The 17285-nt window shown below is 67.1% G+C and carries 14 protein-coding genes; 7 read left to right on the forward strand and 7 right to left on the reverse strand.

The annotated features are described in order from the left end of the window. The first annotated feature begins 351 nt into the window (after positions 1–351). Both AC1DN2_RS02915 and AC1DN2_RS02920 read left to right on the forward strand, forming a co-directional pair. Complete coding sequence (locus AC1DN2_RS02915) at positions 352–1554, forward strand: serine/threonine-protein kinase (protein ID WP_476849164.1); 1203 nt, start codon at positions 352–354, stop codon at positions 1552–1554. Continuing rightward, the gene (locus tag AC1DN2_RS02920; protein WP_476849137.1) at positions 1551–2087 is read left to right on the forward strand and encodes a mucin-associated surface protein; all 537 of its coding nucleotides are present in this window, start codon (positions 1551–1553) and stop codon (positions 2085–2087) included. Before AC1DN2_RS02915 ends, AC1DN2_RS02920 begins: the two co-directional genes overlap by 4 nt. A gap of 213 nt (positions 2088–2300) precedes the next feature. Here the strand turns inward: AC1DN2_RS02920 and AC1DN2_RS02925 are convergent, their stop codons facing one another. Next, entirely contained in the window at positions 2301–4523 is a 2223-nt protein-coding gene (locus tag AC1DN2_RS02925) for an NADP-dependent isocitrate dehydrogenase (RefSeq protein ID WP_476849138.1), read from the reverse strand. Positions 4524–4768: 245 nt separating this feature from the next. Between AC1DN2_RS02925 and AC1DN2_RS02930 the strand changes: the two genes are divergently transcribed. After that, positions 4769–5767, forward strand: coding sequence for a trypsin-like serine peptidase (locus tag AC1DN2_RS02930; RefSeq protein ID WP_476849139.1), 999 nt, complete (start codon positions 4769–4771; stop codon positions 5765–5767). A gap of 704 nt (positions 5768–6471) precedes the next feature. Here AC1DN2_RS02930 and purH read toward each other — a convergent pair. Next, positions 6472–8157, reverse strand: coding sequence for a bifunctional phosphoribosylaminoimidazolecarboxamide formyltransferase/IMP cyclohydrolase (gene purH / locus AC1DN2_RS02935; protein ID WP_476849140.1), 1686 nt, complete (start codon positions 8155–8157; stop codon positions 6472–6474). 150 nt (positions 8158–8307) lie between these two features. On the opposite strand from purH, the gene AC1DN2_RS02940 reads away from it, so the two are divergent. After that, complete coding sequence (locus AC1DN2_RS02940; RefSeq protein ID WP_243180242.1) at positions 8308–9660, forward strand: MFS transporter; 1353 nt, start codon at positions 8308–8310, stop codon at positions 9658–9660. 87 nt (positions 9661–9747) lie between these two features. Here the strand turns inward: AC1DN2_RS02940 and AC1DN2_RS02945 are convergent, their stop codons facing one another. Both AC1DN2_RS02945 and purN read right to left on the reverse strand, forming a co-directional pair. Beyond that, positions 9748–10494, reverse strand: coding sequence for a hypothetical protein (locus AC1DN2_RS02945; RefSeq protein ID WP_476849141.1), 747 nt, complete (start codon positions 10492–10494; stop codon positions 9748–9750). 361 nt (positions 10495–10855) lie between these two features. Next, positions 10856–11431, reverse strand: coding sequence for a phosphoribosylglycinamide formyltransferase (gene purN / locus AC1DN2_RS02950; RefSeq protein WP_476849142.1), 576 nt, complete (start codon positions 11429–11431; stop codon positions 10856–10858). A gap of 39 nt (positions 11432–11470) precedes the next feature. On the opposite strand from purN, the gene AC1DN2_RS02955 reads away from it, so the two are divergent. Next, positions 11471–11914, forward strand: a complete 444-nt coding sequence (locus AC1DN2_RS02955; protein ID WP_476849143.1) for a hypothetical protein — start codon at positions 11471–11473, stop codon at positions 11912–11914. A gap of 22 nt (positions 11915–11936) precedes the next feature. Here the strand turns inward: AC1DN2_RS02955 and AC1DN2_RS02960 are convergent, their stop codons facing one another. Further along, positions 11937–13256 (reverse strand): cell division protein PerM, encoded by a 1320-nt coding sequence (locus AC1DN2_RS02960; protein WP_459384140.1) that lies wholly within the window; start codon positions 13254–13256, stop codon positions 11937–11939. Positions 13257–13476: 220 nt separating this feature from the next. Here AC1DN2_RS02960 and AC1DN2_RS02965 point away from each other — a divergent pair, with 220 nt between their 5' ends. Continuing rightward, on the forward strand, positions 13477–13896 hold the full coding sequence (locus AC1DN2_RS02965) for a DUF4383 domain-containing protein (RefSeq protein WP_253906807.1): 420 nt from the start codon (positions 13477–13479) through the stop codon (positions 13894–13896). A 232-nt stretch (positions 13897–14128) separates the two neighbouring features. Here AC1DN2_RS02965 and AC1DN2_RS02970 read toward each other — a convergent pair whose 3' ends face one another. After that, positions 14129–14638: a cytidine/deoxycytidylate deaminase family protein gene (locus AC1DN2_RS02970; RefSeq protein WP_476849144.1), complete on the reverse strand. Its 510-nt coding sequence runs from the start codon at positions 14636–14638 to the stop codon at positions 14129–14131. Between the two features lie 106 nt (positions 14639–14744). Next, complete coding sequence (locus tag AC1DN2_RS02975) at positions 14745–16049, reverse strand: MFS transporter (protein WP_476849145.1); 1305 nt, start codon at positions 16047–16049, stop codon at positions 14745–14747. Positions 16050–16639: 590 nt separating this feature from the next. Here AC1DN2_RS02975 and AC1DN2_RS02980 point away from each other — a divergent pair. After that, positions 16640–17248, forward strand: a complete 609-nt coding sequence (locus tag AC1DN2_RS02980; RefSeq protein ID WP_028277301.1) for a helix-turn-helix domain-containing protein — start codon at positions 16640–16642, stop codon at positions 17246–17248. Positions 17249–17285 lie beyond the last annotated feature (37 nt).

The raw sequence follows: 17285 nt of genomic DNA on the forward strand, positions 1-17285 counted from the left end.
CCCGCCGGTCTGACCCTCTCAGCGCCCGCCCACCCTGAGCGCTCCGGTCCGCAGCCGAGGCCCGGCTGCAAGCCCCGCCCGCCCTAGCGCATGCCACCGCTCCCATCAAGGTCCTGTACCGCCGGAGCGAGGTCGTTGGGTCCGCTGGGGGACCCAACGGCATGCTCCGGCGGAGGGGCGTCCGCGGGTGGGGGTCCGGTGAGGGAAGACGCTTCGGCGCCGGGACCGGAGGTCCCCCACGCACCACGCGGACCGCAATCAGATACCCGTACCCGTATCATTCTTTAGGAGCGCCGCCGGGGCGCACACGAAAGGTACGGGGACAGCGTGGACAGTTCGCCCAACAGCATCATGGCGGAGCCCCTGGGCGGCCGCTATCAGCTGGGGGAGGTGATTGGCCGGGGCGGCATGGCATCGGTCTACACGGCCAAGGACCTGAACCTTGGCCGGGACGTTGCCCTGAAACTCTTTGCACCGCAATCGGCGGATCCTGACGAGCTTCGCCGCCAGGAAGCGGAGATCGAACTTCTGGCGACCCTGAATCATCCAAGCCTGGTGACGCTGTTCGACGCCGGGACGGACACCCGGATTCCCGAGGAGCCCCGGCCCTTTCTGACCATGGAGCTCGTGGACGGCCAGGATCTGCGGACCCGGATCCGCCACAGTCCCCTGCCGCTGGCCGAGTTGGCCGTGGTGGGCGCCGGGATCGCCGATGCCCTCGCCTACGTCCACGGCCTCGGCATCGTCCACCGGGACATCAAGCCCGCCAACATCCTCCTGGTGCCGGTCCGGCCGGGAGAGCCGCTTCGGCCCAAGCTCACAGACTTCGGCATCGCCCGGATCATCGACGGGACCCGGCTGACCGCCACGGGAACCATGGTGGGAACCGCCGCCTACCTCAGTCCCGAACAGGCCCGCGGGGCCGACCTCGGTCCGGCGAGTGATATCTACTCGCTGGGCCTGGTCCTGCTCGAATGCCTCAAGGGCGAGGTGGAGTACCCGGGCAGCGCCGTCGAATCCGCCGTGGCCCGCCTGCACCGCGCCCCCGTCATCCCGGACGCCGTGCCCGAGGAGTGGGCCCGGCTCATCCAGGCCATGACCGTCCTGGACCCGTTGGACCGCCCCGCGGCCGCCGATCTCGAGGCAGCTTTCCGTGTTGCCCTCGTTTCCCCCGGATCGCTGCCGGGACCGGTCACAACGGAACCCACCCGGGTCCTCCCGGCCCCGCCGGCTAGGCGGCCCCGCCCACCCAGGCCCGGAGCCGCAACGGCTGCGGCGTCGAGAACACGCCCCCTGAACTCGCTGGACCCGGATGCCCTGCCGCTGCGGCCGCGCCGCCGCCGCTCCGCGTCGCGCGGGGCCGCATGGTTCCTCCGGGCCCGGCTCCGCACCCGCGTGGCCGTGCTGCTCGCCGTGCTGGCAGTCCTTGCCGTCGTGGCGACGATCGCGGTCGCCCTGTCCACCCCCGCGGCGCCCGACGTCGTCCCCTACCCCACCGTCACCGGACCGCTCGGCGATCACCTGAGGGAACTGCAGAAGGGCGTGGAACCATGAGCGATTCGCGAACCGCCGGGCAAGACCGCGGCCGGGTTTGGTATCGGGTGTCCGCAAGCCTCCTCGCCGGACTGCTGGCCGCCGGGGCTTTGGCCGGCTGCGGCTCCCCCGCCCCCGAACTGGGCAGCGGCGCGGCCCGGCAACTTCAATCCGAAGTCCTGGCTGTCAGCCAGGCTGCAGCCGCCAACGACCCGGAGGGTTCCCTGAAGCACCTTGACGAGCTGCTGACCCGACTGGATGCCGTCGCCGCGAGCGGCGAGGTGTCCTTCAGACGCCACCAGAGCATCAAGTCATCGATTGACGCCGTCCGGGCGGACCTTACCGCGCAGCAGGCGGCCGAGGCGGCCCGGAAGGCTGCGGAAAAAGCAGCGGCTGACAAAGCGGCAGCCGACAAAGCAGCGGCTGAAAAGGCTGCCGCGGCTCAGGCAGCAGCCCAGGTCGCTGCAGCGCGGACGGCCCCGGCCGCCGTCGCCCCGGCCCCGGCCAAGGCCGCCACCGGGAAATCGAAGCACAAGGGCAACGGCAAGGGCTGACCCCGCAGCCCTCCCCCGCCCGGCTGCCCCTCTGTCCTGCCATCCTCCGACCCGCCGCCCCTCCGACCAGCCACCCCTACGACCAGCAGCGACGCGCGCACCGGAATCCCGGGCGGACAGCAGAACGCCCCGCCTCCCTTTCGGGAGACGGGGCGTTCTGCGTGGCGGCCGGCCCCGGCGCTGCCTGAGGTCTGGCGCCGGTTGAGGCTGGGACTACTTGGTCAGCGTCGCAAGCACTTCGCTGAACTTCGCCGACGGGCGCATGACCGCTGCAACCTTGGCCGCATCCGGCCGGTAGTACCCGCCAAGGTCCACCGGGGAACCCTGGACGGCCAGGAGTTCGCCGGTGACGGTGTCCTCGTTGGAGTTCAGCGCGTCAGAAACGGCGGCGAAGGCCGCGGCGAGCTCGGCGTCGTCGTTCTGGCTGGCCAGTTCCTGGGCCCAGAACTTGGCCAGGTAGAAGTGGCTGCCGCGGTTGTCCAACTCGCCGGCCTTGCGCTTCGGGGACTTGTCCTCCAGCAGGAACGTGCCGGTGGCCCGGTCCAGGGTGTCGGCCAGGACCTGGGCGCGGGCGTTGCCGGTGCTGGTGGCGAGGTGCTCGAAGCTGACGGCCAGTGCGAGGAATTCACCCAGGCTGTCCCAGCGCAGGTGGTTTTCCTTGAGCAACTGCTGGACGTGCTTCGGGGCGGATCCGCCGGCGCCGGTCTCGAACAGGCCGCCGCCGTTGATCAGCGGCACCACCGAAAGCATCTTGGCGCTGGTGCCCAGTTCCAGGATCGGGAAGAGGTCGGTGAGGTAGTCGCGGAGCACGTTGCCGGTCACCGAGATGGTGTCCTCGCCCTTGCGGAGGCGCTCCACCGTGAAGGCCGTGGCCTCATCCGGGGACATGATGGCGATTTCCAGGCCCTCGGTGTCGTGGTCCTTGAGGTATTCCTCCACCTTGGCGATCATCCGGGCGTCGTGCGCGCGGCCCTTGTCCAGCCAGAAGACGGCGGGCGTGGCGGAGGCGCGGGCACGGGTGACGGCCAGCTTCACCCAGTCGCGGATCGGCACGTCCTTGGTCTGGCAGGCGCGCCAGATGTCGCCCGGGGCAACCTTGTGCTCGATCAGCACCGTGCCGGCGTCGTCAACGATCTGGACGGTGCCGGCGGACTGGATCTCGAACGTCTTGTCGTGGCTGCCGTATTCCTCGGCCGCCTGGGCCATGAGGCCGACGTTCGGGACGGTGCCCATGGTGGTGGGATCGAAGGCCCCGTGGGCGCGGCAGTCATCAACCACGACCTGGTAGATGCCGGCGTAGCTGCTGTCCGGGAGGACGGCGAGGGTATCGGCTTCCTGGCCGTCGCGGCCCCACATGTGGCCCGAGCTGCGGATCATGGCCGGCATCGAGGCGTCGACAATGACGTCGGAGGGCACGTGCAGGTTGGTGATGCCCTTGTCGGAATCGACCATCGCGAGTTCGGGGCCCTCGTTGAGGCCCTTTTCGATGGCTGCCTGGACCTCGCCGCGGATCTCCTCCGGCAGGTCCTCGAGTCCGTTGAGGATGGAGGCAAGGCCGTTGTTGGGGCTCAGGCCGGCGGCGGCGATCTGCTCACCGTAGGTGGCGAAGAGGTCCGCGAAGTAGGCCTTGACGACGTGGCCGAAGATGATGGGGTCCGAGACCTTCATCATGGTGGCCTTGAGGTGGGCGGAGAACAGCACGCCCTCGTTCTTGGCCCGGACGACCTGGGCTGCGAGGAACTCATCCAGGGCCGCGGCCCGCATCACGGTGCCGTCGATGACCTCGCCGGCCAGGACCGGGAAGGCACGCTTGAGGACCTTGACGGTGCCGTCTTCCTTGACGAGCTGGATCTTGATGTTGGTGTCGGCCTCGATCACCACGGACAGCTCGTTCGAGCGGAAGTCGTCGGCGTCCATGTGGGCCACGTTGGTCTTGGACTCCGGAGTCCAGGCGCCCATGCTGTGCGGGTTCTGGCGGGCGTAGTTCTTGACCGAGAGCGGGGCGCGGCGGTCCGAGTTGCCTTCGCGCAGGACCGGGTTCACGGCGGAGCCCTTGATCTTGTCGTAGCGGGACCGGATGTCCGTTTCCTCGTCCGAGGAGGGGTTGTCCGGGTAGTCCGGCAGCGCGTAGCCGTGGCCCTGGAGTTCGGCGATGGCGGCCTTCAGCTGGGGCACGGAGGCGCTGATGTTGGGCAGCTTGATGATGTTGGCTTCGGGCGTCTTGGCGAGGGCACCAAGCTCGGCCAGGGCGTCGCTGACGCGCTGCTCTTCGGTGAGGTAGTCGCCGAACACGGCGATGATGCGGCCGGCCAGCGAGATGTCGCGGGTCTCCACTTCCACACCGGCCGTCGAGGCGAACGCCTCAATGATCGGCAAGAACGAATAGGTGGCCAGCATCGGCGCTTCGTCGGTGTGGGTATAGATAATCTTTGCCATTGCGCGGGCGTCTCCCTGAAGGTCTGGGTATTTCCGGAATCTTGTGTTATCTCAACACCCCTAACTTACCCGAGGTGCCCCCGTTGGCGCCTACCGGCGTCGTGCGCGGACGGATGAGTGACATCCCGACACGGCATAACAAAAATTGACAAGCGACTTTACAGGTTAGTCAAATTGCCGTAGTTTCGTTCCATCCAGCGGCCGCCAACAGCGGCCGCCCCGCTTTTCCACCGGTTAGGACACCCATGAGAACACCCAAGACTCTGGCCACCAGCCTGCTGACTCTTTCGGCCGCCGCGCTGCTGGCCCTGAGTGCCGCGGGGGCGGCCACGGCCTCCCCCGCACCGGCCAAGGCACCGGTTTCCACCTCCGATGTCTCCAGCCACACCGTCACCGAGACGGGCGCGGCCGACTACTGGACCGCGGAACGCATGCGCAGCGCCGTCCCCGGCGACGTCCTGGCCGACAGGGCCATGAAGCGCAACGGCAAGGCCACCGCGGCCAGGGGCCCGGCGGAAACGGGCGCGCCGGGCAAGGTCGAGGCCGCGGCTCCCAAGCTGCAATCCCAGACGCTCCAGACCAAGACCAATGCCAGCGAAACCCCCGTCCCGCACATCGGCAAGGTCTTCTTCACCCTCGGCGGGACGAACTACGTCTGCTCCGGCAACTCGGTCTCCTCCGGCAACAAGAGCACGGTCTCCACGGCCGGGCACTGCGTGAATGAGGGCCCGGGCGCCTTCGCCACCAAGTTCACGTTCGTCCCGGCGTACCTGAACGGCGCGGCCCCCTACGGCAAGTGGACGGCCAAGGCCCTCTACGCCCCCACCCAGTGGAGCTCCTCGGGTGACATGACCTACGACACCGGCTTCGCCGTCATGTCCACGCTCAACGGCCAGTACCTGAGCGACGTCGTCGGCGGCTCCGGGCTGCAGTTCAACGCCGCCCGCGGCCTGAGCTACAAGTCATTCGGCTACCCCGCCGCAGCGCCCTTCAACGGTGAATCCCTCAAGAGCTGCTCCGGCACCGCCACGAACGATCCCTACAACCCGCAGTTCAACACCCAGGGGATCCCCTGCAACATGACCGGCGGTTCCTCAGGCGGTCCGTGGTTCATCGGCACCAGCGCCGCCGGCTACCAGAACTCCATCAACAGCTACGGCTACGGCAGCAACTCCACCAAGATGTACGGCCCGTACTGGGGCAGCGTGATCCAGCAGGCCTACACCACGGCGGCCGCTTCCTGATCTGAGGGCGCGGGGCCCCGTTCGCGCGGGGCCCGCGCTCCGTTCGCGGGGGCCTGTTCGCGGGGCCTGTGCTCCGTTCGCGGGGGCCTGTTCGCGGGGCCCGCGCAGCCGGGCTTGTCTACCCTGTTTACCCTGTTTGCCCCAGCGCGGGGTCATTGCGTCCCATCTTCAGCAGTGGGGAGGACGCAGTGGCCCCGCGCTGGCTTTATGTGCGACGGCGGATCGCTCCCGCCCCCTGGACATGCCCTCCGCTAACACCAAGGCCCGGACATATACCCCACATGTCCGGGCCTTGCCATGAGGACTGGACATGTCCTCCCGGGCGGCTTCTCGGCGCTTGGGAACGAATGAGCATGTCCCCCGGATGGCCCGCTGCGCTCCAGAAAGAACGGGCATGTCCCCCGGCTGGCCCTGGCAGCCCAGGGTCGCACGGGACATGCCCTCTCCACACTCCGAAGCCTGGACATATCCCCCATATGCCCACTCCTTGCCGCGAAAAATGAGCATGTCCCGCGGAACGAATGAGCATGTCCCAGGGACCGGCCACCAGCCCACTCGATGGCACAAAAAATGGACATGTCCCCCGGCCAGGGAGGGCATGTCCATTTTTTGTGCGGGGGTGTTTCGTGCGGAAGTCTCCAGTGCGGGTCCCTTGTGCGCGAACCGCAGCCCGAGTGGAAGAGCACTACCCGAGTGGAAGGGCCCTAGTGGAAGAAGTGGCGTGCCCCGGTGAAGTACATGGTGATGCCGGCGGCGTTGGCCGCGGCGATGACTTCCTCGTCCCGGACTGAGCCGCCGGGCTGGACGACGGCGCGCACGCCGGCGTCGACCAGGATCTGCAGTCCGTCGGCGAACGGGAAGAACGCGTCCGAGGCCGCTACAGCGCCCCGGGCACGCTCGGGTGCTTCGCTGGCGTCGGTGCCAGCAGCACCGCCAGCACCCTCGACATCGGACTCAACCGTGACACCCAGCGTGTTGGCGCGCTCGACCGCGAGCTTGCAGGAATCGAGCCGGTTTACCTGGCCCATGCCGATGCCGACGGCGGCACCGTTGTCCGCGAGCAGGATGGCGTTGGACTTCGCCGCGCGGCACGCGGTCCAGGCGAACGCGAGGTCGGCCAGGGTGGCGGCGTCGGCGGCGTCGCCCGCGGCCAGGGTCCAGTTCGCGGGGGTGTCGCCGTCGGCGTCGACCTTGTCCGTGGCCTGCACCAGCATGCCGCCGGAGACCTGGCGGAACTCGGTCGGGTAGCGGCCGTATCCGTCCGGGAGGGCCAGGAGGCGGATGCTCTTCTTCTTGGACAGGATCTCCACTGCCTCGTCGTCGAAGCCCGGCGCGATGACGACCTCGGTGAAGATGCCGGCGACGGTGCGTGCCATCCCGGCGGTGACCGTGCGGTTCGCGGCGATGACGCCGCCGAACGCGGACACGGGATCGCAGGCATGGGCCTTGGCGTGGGCGTCGGCGATCGGGTCGGCCGCCGACGCGGACCCCACGGCCACGCCGCACGGGTTGGCGTGCTTGATGATGGCGACGGCGGGTTCGGCGAAGTCGAAGGCGGCGCGCAGGGCGGCGTCGGCGTCGACGAAGTTGTTGTAGCTCATGGCCTTGCCGTGCAGCTGGTCGGCCTGGGCGATGCCGGCCGGGGCGGCCTTGTCCACGTACAGTGCGGCCTGCTGGTGCGGGTTTTCGCCGTAGCGGAGCACCTCGGAGCGTTCCAGGGCCAGGCCGGCGTAGGCGGGCCAGTCGATCACGCCGTCGCCGTCCTCGTCGCGGAACTGGCTGGCGGTCCAGGTGGCCACGGCGGTGTCGTAGGCCGCGGTGTGCGCGAACGCCTTGGCGGCGAGCCGGCGGCGGGTCTTCAGGTCAAAACCGCCCGAGGCGGCGGCCTCCACCACGGCACCGTAGGACGCCGGGTCCACCACGATGGCGACGGCGGCGTGGTTCTTCGCGGCGGAGCGCACCATCGCGGGACCCCCGATGTCTATCTGTTCGACGACGTCGTCCGGCGCGGCACCGGACTTCACGGTCTCCACAAAGGGGTAGAGGTTGACGACGACGAGGTCGAACGGCTCGATCTCCATGTCCGCCAGGGTCTGCATGTGGGCCGGGACGCGGCGGTCCGCGAGGATGCCGCCGTGCACGCGCGGGTGCAGGGTCTTGACGCGGCCGTCCAGCATTTCCGGGGAGCCGGTGACTTCCTCGACTTCCTGCACTGGGATGCCCGCGGCGGCGATCTTCTTGGCCGTGGAGCCGGTGGAGACGATCTTGACGCCGGCGGCGTGCAGGCCCTGAGCGAGCTCCTCCAGACCGGTCTTGTCGTAGACCGAAATCAGTGCCCGGTGGATGGGAACTCGGTCGATGGATACACGGTCAAGCTGCGTGAAGCTCACAAAAGTCTCCGTCTTATATCGCGGCGGGGCCGCGGGTGGTGGGGATGCGGCCAGTTTATCGCGTCCCGCCGCCGGGCCCTCCCGCGCGCCGGAGTGTGAAGCACGCGCAGGCCGCGGCCCGGCCACGTAGAGTTTTCACAGGAGGCCAAGATGAACACGTACACCACTGTGCCCAGCGGCGAACAGGTGGTCCAGGAGCTGCCGTGGCGGTGGAAGGTCCAAGGCCGGATCTTCCTGATCGGCGGACTGGGCTTCATGTTCGATGCCTGGGACGTCACCCTCAACGGCATCCTCATTCCGTTGCTGTCCAAGCACTGGTCGCTGAGCCCGGGCGATGCCGCCTGGATCGGCACGGCGAACCTCATTGGCATGGCCCTGGGCGCCTTTGTCTGGGGCACCATCGCGGACACCATCGGCCGCAAGAAGGCCTTCACCGCGACCCTGCTGATTTTCTCCATCTTCACCGTGCTCGGCGCCTTCTCCCCCGACTTCATGTGGTTCGTCGTGTTCCGGTTCCTGGCCGGGTTCGGCCTGGGCGGCTGCATCCCGGTGGACTACGCGCTGGTGGGCGAGTTCACCCCGCGCAAACAGCGCGGCCGGGTGCTCACCGCGATGGACGGCTGGTGGCCGATCGGCGCGGCCCTCTGCGGTTTTGTCTCCGCCGGGCTGGTCGCGGCCTTCGCGGACTGGCGGCTGACCATGCTGGTCATGGTGCTCCCGGCGCTGCTGGTGTTCTGGATCCGCCGCAGCGTGCCGGAATCCCCGCTGTTCCTGATCCGCAAAGGCCGCCGCGACGAGGCCGCCAAGGTGATCGACGCCCTGGTCCAGGCCACCGGCGCCGAGGCCCGCGTCTACAGCCTGCCCGCACCGCAGGATGCACCACGCCTCTCGGCGGGGAGTGCGTGGACGCAGTTGCGCGCCCTCTGGCAGTTCAACTGGAAGATCACGACGGCGGCATGGGCCCTGTTCTTCAGCATCCTGCTCGTCTACTACCTGTCGCTGACGTGGATGCCGCGGATCCTGATCGGCGCCGGCTTCGAGGAGTACAAGGCCTTCCTGACCACGGCGTCGATGGCCGCCGTCGGACTCCTGGGCGTGGTGGTGGCCGCCCTGCTGGTGGAGCGGGTGGGCCGCAAGTGGATCCTGGCGATCACCGGACCGCTGTCCGCGCTGACGCTGGTGATCGTGGCGATCGTGGTGGACATTCCCACCGCCGCCGTGTTCTGGCTCCTGGTGTTCGGCTTCGTGGTGCAGGTGGCCATCCCGGTGCTCTACACCTACGTCTCCGAGCTCTACCCCACGGAACTGCGCGGCTCCGGCTTCGGCTGGGCCTCGACGTTCTCCCGGCTCGGCGCCGGGTTCGGTCCGCTGATCTTCGCGGCCTTCCTGTGGCCGGAACTGGGGCTCGCGACGTCGTTCGCCCTGGCCGGCGGCCTCGTGCTGCTCTCCGTGCTGTGGATGGCGTTCTTCGCCCCCGAGACGAAGCAGCGCCGGCTCGAGTAACGCGCCCACCCCGCCCAACTGACTCGCAGCAGGGGCCGTTCTGAGTCTTCAGAACGGCCCCTGCTGCGAGCTACTTGGGCTGCCAGCCTACTTGGGCTGCCAGCCGCGGTAGGCGAGAGCGGCGCGGACCTTGGCCACGGCGGCGCGCGCGTCGTTCTCCATGTGCCGTTTTGAGATCCTGACCAGGATCCAGCCACTGCCTGCGTAGTCCTCTTCCTTGGCGATATCACGTACGACCTGGGCCGCGTCGGAGTGCACGGCCCCCTCATACTCCACAGCAACCCGGTGTTCCGGATAGGCAAGATCAGGTTGACGCACGACGCCGGAGCGCAGGACCGTGCGCACGTTCAGTTCCGGTTCCGGTAGTCCTGAGCGGCAGAGGGCAAGCCGGAGTCTCGTCTCGGGGGCCGAATCCGCACCGATCCGGGCTTGGTCCAAGGCGAGACGAGCCTTGCGGATGCCGGGCGTACCCTTGTGTCGGTCCAACATTTCGGCCAGTTCCCCAGGACCGGCATAAGGCTCCGTCCGGCCTTCAAACTCAGGCCGAGGATGACGCAATAAGTGGTCCGCCACCACGGTCAGCTCGTCAATGCTCATCTTCCGGGCGCAGTCCAGCCACGTCCTGGTCCGAGTGGTGACCAGCAGCCCGTCGATCGTGGTGATTTCGTCGGCGAAGAATTGCCCGACATGGCCAATCACGCCCCTGCGCCGCGGTATTGCCATCGTGTCCGGACGGGAAATGTGGATGCCGAGGGCGTCCGCACCCGGGAGGAAGCCCGGAAAGTCCCAGATCAGGAAGGCGGTCGCGTGGGAGGCTGCAGAGAATTGCGTCACAAGGGTGAGGGGCCGCGCTTGGTGCGCTAGTTCAACGGGGTGTTCTGCTGGCAACCGGATCCCGCGGCTCGGAACGTGGAGCGAGCGATGCTTAAGCCGGCGCCGGCTGACTCCGGCGTCGACGGCCTCCCTGACTGTAAACGGCGCCGAACCGAGCGGGGACGGGAGCGGCCGGGGTGTCTTCATCGACCCATCGTCGCAAAACCGAGGACCGCCTCGGAGAGTTATCCACAAGCCGCGGCCCGTCTACCCAACTGGCCAGCAGTAGGGGCCGTTTTGAGCGCCCAAAACGGCCCCTACTGCGAGCTAGTTGGGTCAAGCGGGGGAAACCCGGCAGCGCGGGAATCAGGCAGGGCGGAAATCAGGCAGGGGTGTGGGCCGCGGCGAGGGAAGCCAGAGTGGAGACCAGGAGCCGGCGTTCCACCACCTTGATGCGCTCGTGCAGGGATTCCTCGCTCTCGCCGTCCCCGACCGCCACGGCTTCCTGCGCGATGATGGGGCCCGTGTCCACCCCGGCGTCGGCCCAGTGCACCGTGCAGCCGGTGACCTTCACGCCGTAGGCCAGCGCGTCGCGGACACCGTGGGCGCCGGGGAAGGACGGCAGCAGCGCCGGGTGGGTGTTGAGGTATTTGCCGTCAAACGCGTCGATGAAGTCGGCGCTGACAATCCGCATGAAGCCCGAGGACACCACCACATCCGGGGCGAAGCCGGCCACGGCTTCGGTCAGGGCCGCGTTCCAGGCCGCCCTGTCCGGGTAGGCCTTGAAGTCCACCACAAACGTGGGAATCCCGGCGGCGGCGGAGCGTTCCACCCCGAACGTCCCCGGCCGGTCGGCGCCGACGGCGGCGATCTCGACGTCGAGATCGCCGGACTTCACGGCATCGATTACTGCCTGGAGGTTGGAGCCGGTGCCGGAAACGAGGACAACTATGCGCATGGTCCTAGCTTATGGGGCCGCTCGCGTAGGCTGGAAAACATGAATCCCCCCACGGAATCCGGCAGCGGCCAGTCGGACCGGCAACCGGCCGGCCAGGCAGCACAAGATTCCGCACGGCTGACGCACACCCTGTTCCGGCTGTTCGTCATCGCGGTCCTGGGCTCGTTCTTCGTCTTCCAGCTCGACGTGGGTTATGTGTGGCTGACGGCGCTGCTCACGGTGGCGGGGATTGTGCTGGGCATCGTGGTCCTGGTCCGGGCGGTGAAATACAAGGAATCACGGCTGGTTCTGTACGGCGCGATATCCGGGCTGGTGGTTTCGGCGGTGATGCTGCTGGTGGTCCTGGCCTCGACGCTGTTCTTCAACCAGATCCGCGATTACCAGCAGTGCGTCCGCTACGCCCTGACGCAGCAGGCAACCTCGGAATGCAGGACGCAGCTGGAGAAGTCCCTGCCGGGCCAGCTGCCCACGCAGCTGCGCTAACAGCTGCACCGACGCCGCTGCCCTAGCGGCTGCTGACCGTCTCCAGGTCTGCCTCGCGCAGCTTCTGCTGGCGTTCCAGCCACGGTCCGGCCGCGTAGCCGATCACGACGCCGATCCCGACCTCCGCGGCCACGAACAGCGCCGTGCGCAGCGGGTCGGGCCCGATCTCCGTCAGCCGACCGATGCCGGCCGAACCGCGGGCCAGCCAGGCGAGCCCCGCCGCGAGCAGCCCGGCGACGGAGCCGATCACCGCGCCCAGCACCAGGGTGGAGGCGGCGGCGGTAAACCAGCGGGCCCGGATCTTGATGGACAGCCATTCGTCGAAGTGGTTTTCGCCTTCGCGCAGGAACCACCAACCGGCCAGCGCCCCGGCCAGCGCCGGCACCACCAGGGCCACGAAGCCGAAGTCGAGGGAACCGGCCGGCAGCGCGGCGAACACCGGAACGGACGGCAGCGGCCCGACGGCGGTCCCGAGCGGTCCGGCCAGCGACCCGACGCCCAGGGCGAACCCCGCGCCGGAGATCCAGGCCAGGGCAAAGACGACGAGGTTGGGCAGGAAGCCGAGCTGCACGATGGTGAGGACACCGCCGCCCATGGCACCGGCATCGAGCCCTTCATAAACGGCGACCACAAGGTTCCAGTGGATGAAGAGGTCGACGGCAAGCAGCGCGGCGGACATCGCCAAGCTCGCCATCAGCGCCACCGAGCCTGCCTTGATGGCCGAACCCAGGTAGGACCCGGCCCAACGCGAGTGCTGGCTGGTACGGGAGAGCCAGGCCACGGCGTCGACGCCGATCAGCCGGCTCCACGACCCGGCCTCGCGGCGCGCGCCCACCACCATGCCGAGCCCGAACGGGACGAGGGGAATGAACGCGGCGGCCCACAGGCTGATGCCGACGTCGGCCGTGCGGCAGACGAAGCCCGTTGCAATCCCGAATCCGGCATACGCCAGCCAGGAGCCGAGCAGGGCCTGCCAGAGCTGGTCCGTATATGAGGCGCGGGCAAGGCGCCGACCGGCGCGCCAGGCGAGCAGGAACGGGATGAGGGCCAGGCCCAGCGGGATGAGCGAGAGCGTCCCGGATTCCGGCTGCGCGGCGGACCCGGCACCGGCGGTGTCCAGCAGCAGGGGCACGCCGTGGATCAGCAGCCAGGCCTGGCCGGCCAGGCGCGCCAGGACATCGAATCCGTCATGCTGGAATCCGGCCGTGGCCCAGACCATGACGATCGGGGCCACCACCACGAGGGCGGAAATGACGGCGGCCTGGGCGGACTCGAGGGCACCCTGCAGCCACAGGGGCATGGGAAGGCCACGTTGTCCGGTCTGATCAGCGCGCAGTTTCATCGAGATCCATGGTGCCACGGGCCCGGCACCCGGCCGGTTTTCGACAGGCACATTGGCCGGATCCGCCGGATTTGCCGTCGGGGGCCCCCGGCGCTTTTTGCGCACCCCGGTCGTAAAATTGTAAATGTCCGCAATCAGTGGTTGGAGGCAGATAATGACTACCGCATCTCCTCATGCGCACGGCGTTCATTTTGGTCGGACAGATGTACAGAACGTCGGCATGGGTGCAGGTATCGTCCTGATCGTCGTGGGCATCCTGGGGTTCATCCCCGGCATCACTACGAATTACAGCGAACTGAGGTTCTTCGGGCCCGATTCCAAGGCCCTGTTCCTGGGCCTGTTCCAGGTGTCGATGTTGCTGAACATCGTTCAGCTCGCGATCGGCGCCACCGGCCTGACCATGTCCCGGACTGCCATGGGCGCCCGGAATTTCCTCATGGGCTCCGGTCTGCTGTACATCGTCCTTAGCATTTACGGTTTCATCGTCGGCGTGGATTCGGCGGCCAACTTCCTGTCGCTGAACACCATGGACAATTGGGCCTTCATGGTGATGGGCGTAGTAATGGCCGGCGCAGGCTGGCTGATGACAAGGCACCTGGAAGAAGACGTAAAGACCCGGTCATCAACCCCCGGGACATAGGGAGCCGCGAATGAGTAACGTTTCATAGTATTCAGAAAATTCGTACTACCTGCTGGTGCAGCGGTTTAGCGGAAACGCGGCGGCTGCACCAGCTTTCTGTGTGGCGTCTGGGGCCGCCCGACGGCGGAACCTCCCGGCACGGCGGAAGGCCGGGACTTGTGAGTCCCGGCCTTCCGTGATGCCCTGCCGCTGCCGTTGCCGCCGGTGATGATGCGGGTGCCGCGGCGGCTCGTTAGGTTGCGTGTTCCTGAACGCGGGGCGGAACAGTGTCCCACTCCGTTTCGGTGGCACGCATCCAGGGAAAGGGCAGCAGTTCCTTGATCCGGACCTTGCCCACCTCGCCCCCGGCATCGACCAGTACAGACGTCTCGGTTCCGTAAGAACGCAGCAACTCCCGGCAGACGCCGCACGGGTTGGTGACCTGGGGGTGTCCCTGCCCGTCCATGCTGACGGCTACCACGGAGTGGATTGCTGGCTCCTGGGCCATGCGGGCATTGGCGAGGGCGCTGGATTCGGCGCACACATTGATGCGTTTGGCGCCAATGTGCAGTCCGAGATAGATGGCCCCCGACTCACCGCGCATGGCGGCCGCCACCCGGTGGTTCTCGCTGTGGTGGGCGGTGAGCAACAGCGCGCGCGCTGCCTCGTAAAGCCCCACGTCGGAGGCATCGAGATCAAAGGAGATCACGTTTGCCTGCAAACCGTTTGTGTCCGGGCGACTGGCGTCCATGAGGGTTCCCACTTTCCGTTCCTTCTTACCGCTGTTCCTGCGTGCCTGTGTTCTGGCCTGGCTGTCTTCGTAACCGGCCGTGTTCGTAACCGGCCGTGGTCGTAGCCGGCTGTGTGCTCTACCGGCCGATGAAGATGCCGTTCTTCTTCCGGGCGAGCAGGTAGAAGACGATGCTGAGCGCCGACAGGACGGCGACGTAAACGGGGAAGATCCAGGAGGCGTTCATGGACTGGAGCCAGACCAGGAGGTAGGAGGCCGTGCCACCGAAGAGGGCGACGCCCAGGCCGTAGCCGAGCGCGGTGCCGGCGCCGCGGCAACCCTTCGGCATCAGGGAGCTGGTGACCACGTTGTACAGGGTCATGTTCAGGACCAGCACAACCGAGCCGCCGAGGAGGACGGCCGCGAAGCCGGCGATGCCGGGCTTGACGTACATCAGCATCAGGAACACGGACGGAATGGCCAGCGCACGGGTGATCAGGAACCACTTGGACATTGACTTGCCGTCAGCGACCTTGCTGATGATGAGGCTGCCGACAACCAGCACGACGCCGAGGATGGTGGTGAGCGCGAAGACGGCGGTTGCGTCCTCCTTGAAGCCGGTGCGGGCCGCCGTCGGGAGGCCGGTGTTCCAGGCGTAGTTGTAGGCCTGCGCCGCGCCGACGACGAAGGTGATGGCCAGGACGCTGAGCCAGTGCTTGCGCACTCCACCCCAGACGGTCTTGGCGGAGTTGTTCGCCAGTTCTTCCGGTTTCATGGTTTCCGGAAGCGTCCGGCGAAGGTAGACAACGACGAAGCCGAAGGCTGCGCCGACGATGAACGGCACACGCCATCCCCAGTCGGCCATGACGGCCCCACCGAGCATCAGGGACGAGAGGTAGCTGACCAGCGAGGCGAGCAGGATGCCTGCGTTGACGTAGAAGGAGATGATGCCGGCGACAAAGCCCTCGCGTCCCTCGGGGACGAGTTCGACGGCGTGGGCGGTGGACAGCGGAGCTTCGACACCGGTGGAGATGCCCTGAACGATGCGGCAGACCAGCAGGATGACGCCGGCCGCGGGGCCAATCTGGTCATAGGTCGGCGACACGGCAATGATCATGGTGGTGATCGCCATCATCATGATGGACCAGAGCATTACCCGCCGTCGTCCGATCCTGTCGGCGAAGGTGCCGAGCAGGATGCCGCCCAGCGGACGGAACGCGAAGCCGACAGCAAAGACTGCCAGCGCGCTCAGCGTCGCGGCAACGGGGTCCTGCGACGGGAAGAACTTGGGTCCGATGAAGGCCGACAGCAGGCCGAAGACCATCCAGTCGTACCATTCCAGGGTGTTTCCAAGTCCAAGGCCGAGCAGTCCCCGGCGGACTTCCGGAGATAACCGGGACTTGCGGCCGGTCTCCAGGTCAGTCTTGACGACAGTGTCAGTCATGATTCCTTTTTCCTTCCCCCGCACTTTCGGGGTGCGTGAGGGTACGGATTGCCGGCGGGCACCCCTGTTGGGGTCGCCGGCAATCGAAACTATCGTTTGGCTTGGTCCGCGGGGCGGGACCGGCTCACCACATGGGAGGCGAGTTAGCCCAGATAGCTACGCATGCCTCTTCGTAGCGCTTGAATGCAAACGGGCCATCCAGCTCGGCAACAAGGAACTGGTCCCTGGTGACCGGCCAACATCGTGCTCTGCGGATGGCTTGGCAGATGTCACGGCAGCTTTGCTTAAGGAAAGGAACGTGTTCGCGGGTCGGATGCACCTTCCGCCAGAAGGCTGTGCGCCCTAACCTGTTTGAAGCGTTCTTCCCAAAAGTGTTGCGGCTCACACAACTATATTGAAGATCTTCACAGAGTCAATGGTTTTCGGAGAAGTCCCGTCCGCCCGCAGCAGGCCGGGCCCGGGCCGGATTACAAAGCCCCACGTCAGGCGCAGATTCGGCCCGGAACCGCAAAAATATTCAGCAAAACCTTGATTCGCTAAAAGTTTTCACTATAGTTATGTGTGTTAGCTCACCAAGAGAGAGTCGGAGCATGACCAACGAAATCGTCACGGGACATTCCCCCGCCGGCACAAGCGTCCTTCTTGCCACCGTCGGCAACAAGGTCCGCAACATGCGCAAGGACAAAGGAATGACCCTCGCGAAGCTCTCGGAAGTCACTGGCCTCAGCCCGGCGATCGTCAGCCAGATCGAACGCGGCCTGGCCAATCCCTCTTTCACCACCTTGGCGCAGCTGGCACACGGCCTGGACATTCCGGTGGGGAAGTTCTTCCTCGGACAGGAGGAAACCAGGTCCCCCGTGGTCCGCAAGGCCGAGCGGCGGAACCTCAAGGGCGTCACCAAGAAGTCCGTAGGTGAAGCAGTCTATGAACTGCTCACCCCGGACCTCAACGGTGCGCTGGAGGCCCAATGGATCGTGAGTCCGCCAGGCCACGACACCAGCGCCACTCCTTTCCGGCACAGCGGCGAGGAATTCGGCATCGTGCTCTCCGGCCGGAAGGACATCTTCCTGGACGGCGAGAAGTACACCCTGGAAGAAGGCGATTCGATCACCTTCTCCTCGGATACGCCCCACTGGTACAAGAACAGCTACGAAGAGGTCTGCGTAGCAATCTGGGTTAACGCACCTCACGCGTGGTGATCCGCCGGCCCTAGCCGCCGTCACCTTTCTCCGGTCC

The organism is Arthrobacter sp. 01L42 (assembly GCF_056400005.1).